This window comes from Candidatus Cryosericum odellii (genome assembly GCF_003570935.1).
GTDB classification, from domain to species: Bacteria; Caldisericota; Caldisericia; order Cryosericales; family Cryosericaceae; genus Cryosericum; species Cryosericum odellii.
This window is the reverse complement of sequence record NZ_QXIU01000080.1, coordinates 1-5472: the sequence shown is the minus strand read 5'-3', so window position 1 is coordinate 5472 and position 5472 is coordinate 1. Positions and strand designations below refer to the sequence as shown.

4 protein-coding genes are annotated in these 5472 nt (G+C 52.0%); all 4 read right to left on the bottom strand.

Annotated elements, in window-relative coordinates; translation table 11 throughout:
* Window positions 1-10: 10 nt before the first annotated feature.
* A complete protein-coding gene (locus SMC5_RS03205; protein WP_119119562.1) occupies window positions 11-835 on the bottom strand; it encodes a hypothetical protein in 825 nt (274 codons plus the stop codon).
* A gap of 846 nt (window positions 836-1681) precedes the next feature.
* Window positions 1682-2839, bottom strand: a complete 1158-nt coding sequence (locus tag SMC5_RS03200) for a hypothetical protein (protein ID WP_119119561.1) — start codon at window positions 2837-2839, stop codon at window positions 1682-1684.
* Between the two features lie 73 nt (window positions 2840-2912).
* Complete coding sequence (locus SMC5_RS03195; protein WP_165846206.1) at window positions 2913-4082, bottom strand: amidase domain-containing protein; 1170 nt, start codon at window positions 4080-4082, stop codon at window positions 2913-2915.
* Window positions 4083-4376: 294 nt separating this feature from the next.
* Window positions 4377-5213, bottom strand: a complete 837-nt coding sequence (locus SMC5_RS03190; protein ID WP_126869127.1) for a hypothetical protein — start codon at window positions 5211-5213, stop codon at window positions 4377-4379.
* Window positions 5214-5472 lie beyond the last annotated feature (259 nt).

Genomic DNA, 5472 nt, shown 5'->3' with positions numbered 1-5472 from the left:
GTGATGCGTGCTATTCATAGACATGCTTCTTCTTCGCGAGTGCAAAAACCCCAAGGGTGCTCAGGAGGAACAGAACACCAAGCTCGGTGAAGGTTGTCACCGGTGAGGTTGTCTTGTATAGAACAGGGACAAAATTGTTCAGCGGTGACCACTCTGGTACCCCGAGAACCGATATAACAAAATGCGCAACAACATACAGAAGAAAAGGAGCTACAAGAGCACGATATTTGTTGTGAACAGCTGAAGAGACGGCGAGGCCTGCTGTGGCCCAGGCTGCCCCCCACAGGAAGGCAAGTCCGATAAGGAAAAAGATGTACAGATCTGGTTTTGTGCGGTAGAGGTAGCCAAAGGTCCCATTGGCGTTCACCCAGGGAAAGAATGCATACCACGCCTCACCTGGTGCAGGCACAGGTGGAAGCCCTCGCTCGTAGAAGATATTGATGATGCCATACCCGACAAGCAGCGGAAGGGATGTGCTGACCCCGCCTGCCAGCAGATTGGCAACATACTTGGAGGTACGATATCTGCGGAACGAAGTTCGTGAAAGGATGAATGTGATATAGCCAGATGTGCGGTCTGTAATAAAGGATGCGGCAAACGGGAGCACGGCAATAAGAGGCGCAAATATAGCAAAAAACCCACCCATGCCTGCTGCATAAATGAATGCATCAAACGCATTCCGATCAAAAGGGAAAAGATCCCGATCTTCAGGCCGCAGGGGTGCAACTGGCCCCCCATAGTCTTTCAGGCCGATGGCGAAGCAGACACTCGTGATCACAAGGGCAAGCACAAATGCCCAGCTGAAGAATGCTCTCCGGAATTCTTCTTTCAACATCGAGGTTACCTCCTCTATTTTTTTCTTTTGTTCCTTTTGGTGGCGAGAGGGTAAAACTACATCAGACTACAGACTAGAAACTTTCCCTCTATTCGCAGGCTCCCTCTCACCACCACGTTTTCTTACAGCCAGCTCTAGACGTCACACGAACCAGCCACCTGAAGCATCACCCACAGAGGGGACCTTTCAGGTAACAACAGCATACACAGCGAAAGTTACAAAATGGTAACGGATTTGTTGCTCCATGACTCCAGCCTGATACAACGGCTCTTAAATGAACGTGTTGCGTGGTGCGTGCCATTCATAGACACGCCTCTTCTTCGTGAGGGCAAAGACCCCAAGGGTACTCAGGAGGAACAGGGCACCAAGCTCGGTGAAGGTTGTCACCGGAGACGTTGACCTATACAGAAGGCAGGAAGAACTGAAGAGTGGGGGATTATTCCGCTATTCCGCGGCTCTTCTATTCTTCTCAGAGGTTGGATGTTCGGCGCTGACGGACCGAGAGAAGAAAGCGCGTATTGCGCAATCTGGACCCGTGCAACGGTGCCGAGAGCATCAACGGCCCAATAAGAGTATAGATCAGGAGGCGAACCTTGGTCCGAGTCCCGAGCGAACCACCGTGTACTGCGCCCAGCACCTCAACACAGGCCCAACCCACTTATTCACTGTGCACTGCCGTTCCCCCTTTCGTCGAAGGTTCGCGGAGACTCAGCCAACCATGACCCTCATCGGACATCTGTCAGGACCCTCAAACGCATGCCAAAACATTGACACATAGGCAAGAAGATGTAAGCCGCCAGAGGTCTAATACATATGCAAGAACTTCAATCCATCATTCCGACCATCTCACCATCCTGCAAACAAATCCGGTGAAGGGGAGGAGGAGTATTGGACATTTGGCAGGGACACCGAGGATAACCGACGTCCGCTGGCATTCATACACCACAATCGTCCACTGGTGTCTCCCTCAAGATACCCGAGGATAGTGCCGTCTTCATTCAGGGCATAGGTCTGCGTTCCATTCAATGTCCAGTTGAACAACGAGAGCTGAAGCACTGTGCCGCTGCCTTCGAAGGCAGCAGAAAAGGGCGCACCGGTGACAGTATCCTTCCCGGCTTTGGTGATAAGCGAACTGAATGTTCTGTTGATGCCTGTTGGATACGTGATGACAGGCTTAGCCGCTGCAGTGTCGATCATCGCGATCTTGTTCCGGCAGCCACCCAGCAGGTAGAGCCGTGAGCCGATGCGGACAAATTGCGGCCCTGCTCCACTGACGACACCTCCGCATGGAGCATCCCCGCAGGGCAGCCACGTCGCCTTCCCGCCAGTCAGACGGATGAGCTGGAGCGAATCCGACGAATCCGATGTTCCTCCGATGGCACCAGTTTCAACAAGGACAAAACCATTCTCCAGACTCCCGCTGCCGTAAATAGCAGTTATGTGGTTCAGCCCTAAAGGAAGCATGGCAGCAAGCATCTTCACTGGAGTAGTATATTGCGTGATCTGGACGCTCTTGCCATCCAAGGTCTTATAGTTATAGGGTGAAATGATCATCTCCACAGGAGCACTCATAAACACCTTCTTGTCCCATGCGTACCACGAGACGCTCTCCTGCGCCTTCATACTCAACGCCAGCTTCGCAGGCCATGCCAGTACCCTGGTGTCTGAAGCGGCTGGTTGCAGCATGAGAAGATGTTTCTTGACACCACCCTGGACCTGGTCCACGGACCGCTGGAGCACTGTGAACGGTGGTCCCGAAGACCACAACATGCGTGGCCAGTCATCAGAATAGTAGGACCTGTGAAAGAGTGGTGTATCAGAAAGGACAAGAGTGCCACGCTGAATATCCCATGTCACAAGATAGGCTGTCAGCGTCTTTCCCGCTGCGTTTGTTCCTAGTTCTGTCACCATCGTCACGGGACTGATTCCGGCAGAGCGAGAACAGCCGGTAGCAGCAGTGACGCACAGTACTGCAACAAGAACGAGAGAGCAAAGTTTCTTCATGAGAAGCATCTCCTTTGTAATTTGTCCTGCCACGGTTTCAGGGCGATCCTGCGGATCGCCCTGAACAAAAATACTAGTAGATCACATGCGTATAGTGATAGAAATAGAGTGAATAGGTCCCATCCCAGAAGAATCGCAGGTGATCGGACGTGTGTGCGTCATAGTAGGTGTACTTTCCGTCGTTGTAAGCCATGAAGACGGTGTGGGATATGACACCGTTGGGGTTGCCCCACTGATCCTTGTCCTCGAAGAAGAAGGGGTCTCCACACTTGCAGTCGAGCCGAGAGGCGACGTAGGTGATATACCCGTTGTCCTTCAGATAGCCCATGAGGGGACCAGCCCTGTCCCAGTTATTTGTGCAGTAACTCCACATTGCAGTTGTAGGAATACCACCAGCATGCAGGCATTGTGACACATAATCCGCACAGTCATTGCAGTAGAAGCTCTGGTAATTAGGATACTGGATGTTGTTCCAGTTTGCTGTGTTCTGGAGCGTGGCACTATCGCAGTGAATCGTCGTGTCCTTAGCCCACCTATCTGCATATTGGTACGCTATCGTTCGGTTGTAGGAACTCGACGTGGCTGCAGGCGCGACAGCACCCTTTGCGGAAGCCGCCGAAGCTATGGACGCAGAACTGTCATACGCTTCTGTAACCGTCGCCCAGCCAGAACGCACGTCCTTGAGGAATTGAGCTGCAGGAATGAAATTGCTCTGCATCGGTCCGTTGTCCACGTACACTTGAAGAGTGTTGGTATCGATGTTGCCGGCAATACGTACATCTGCAACGACCTTGATAGAAAAGCATCCTTCGCTTGGAACGGTCATGGCAGATTCAATCGTGCTGCGCCAGTCTGCGATGTCGTCTTCAACAGCCTTCTTGGCAGCAGCAGAAAGTGTAGTGCCATGATCCTGAAGGTACTGCAGTTTTCCGGCGAGCACCGGTTCAGCATCTCGAGGTCCACTATTCAGGACACTCATTGCGTCGATCTCCATCGTGACTTCCATCTTGCCTGCCTGGATCTGCTTGCTGGTGACCGTGATGACAGGTTCAGCAGTCAGGTGGTGGCCCCCAGCCGCTTCTGCCTGTTCAGCAAAAGAACGCGCTGCGGTGAGGAACGCCTGTGTATCAGTACCGTCCGACGCCGTGGCAACGATAGCAGGTCGTATTGCTGTCGCACACAAGACCAGAATCAACATGATCGAAAGGTACACTAGCCTCTTCTGAGTTCTCAGTTGTTTCATTTCTCTCCTTCTCTTGGATGTACCAAGAACGTGCATGAAACGTCCTTCTGGTTCTCGTCTACACCGCGAACTTGCAGTGCCTCAGAGTGTAGAGGCCAACATGCGTTACTCATTCACCCTCCTCACCTCCTATCCACATAACGTACATTTCACCAAATGTCCGAAAGAGCCAGCCATCGTCTAACTAGGCCGCGCACGGCAAACGCATGTGCATCCCTTTCTCGCTTCCTGACGCTGCCACAGAAAGACAAGAAAGCTCACCCATGGCCTCATGTTGCTCATAAAAGCGAAGCGTCATCCTGAAACGGATTGGTAATCCCACGATCCTCCGGCGTGTACCTGGATATTGAGCTCCGGGTAGGCATTGCCCACAGGGACTCCACCAGGATATGTCGACCAATGGATAAAATGCCATTGTACCCATTTGTAGTAGATCGTTTGATCGGCATTGTAGTAACCCTGTGTGGCATTTAACCCCTCGTCGGTATACAAAGATGCGTAGACCTGTCCGTAGGAGGATGGCAAAACGCTCGTTATGTGATATGAGTCCCACTCCCAGTGAATGCGACAATACAGACCATAGATAGGACTGCCAAGAACGTAGGCCACTACGCTAGGCGTGACATCATTGGATCCAGGGACCAATGCCTTGGGAGATGCAGTGGCTGGCTCTTCGTGAAACCAATCATTGCTCGTCGACTGCGCCTTGATCTGACTATCGATGGCAGCTTGGAGATCAGGAGCTACCCGTGGTACGATCTTGGATACCAAGTCGGCATTCCAGCGAACATGCACGCCTTTGGCGGGGTTGTCGGCATACGCGATCACTTCGGAAAGGTGGGATCTGCAGAATTCCTCGAAGTCCGCGTCGCTCATGGTCAGAACCTGTTGTGTGAACGCTTCCTCTTGGGACCGTGTCAGCACTTGATGGCCGGGGACTTTATCCAACAGTGACACTGATGACACTGTCATCGAATAGATCGGTAAAGAGAGCACCATTCCCCGGAATTGTTGATCATAGTGAGTGGTCTCGGCCCTTAATATACAACCACTCGGAACAAGACAGGCCACAATTAGTGCGATGATGACAAAAATGGAACCTGTCACACTGCCACGATGATGCCACTGCATGTATCACCCCTTGTTTCAAACTCCGCACAATCTTGTGCAGGCAACAATGGTATAATCATCGAAAGTTACAGAATGGTAACGGAATCTTCCCTTCAGGGATGGTGTCTTGACCGTGAGGATCGCTGTCACTTGTTTTTGAGCCGGTCCAGCTCAATTTTGAATGAGTCGATGCGCCTGATTGCCCTTTGTGTCTGCTCGCCTACAATGGTTGCTGAGGTGAGACGATGGCGACGGTAACGGTGAGAGTGTATCTGGCAGA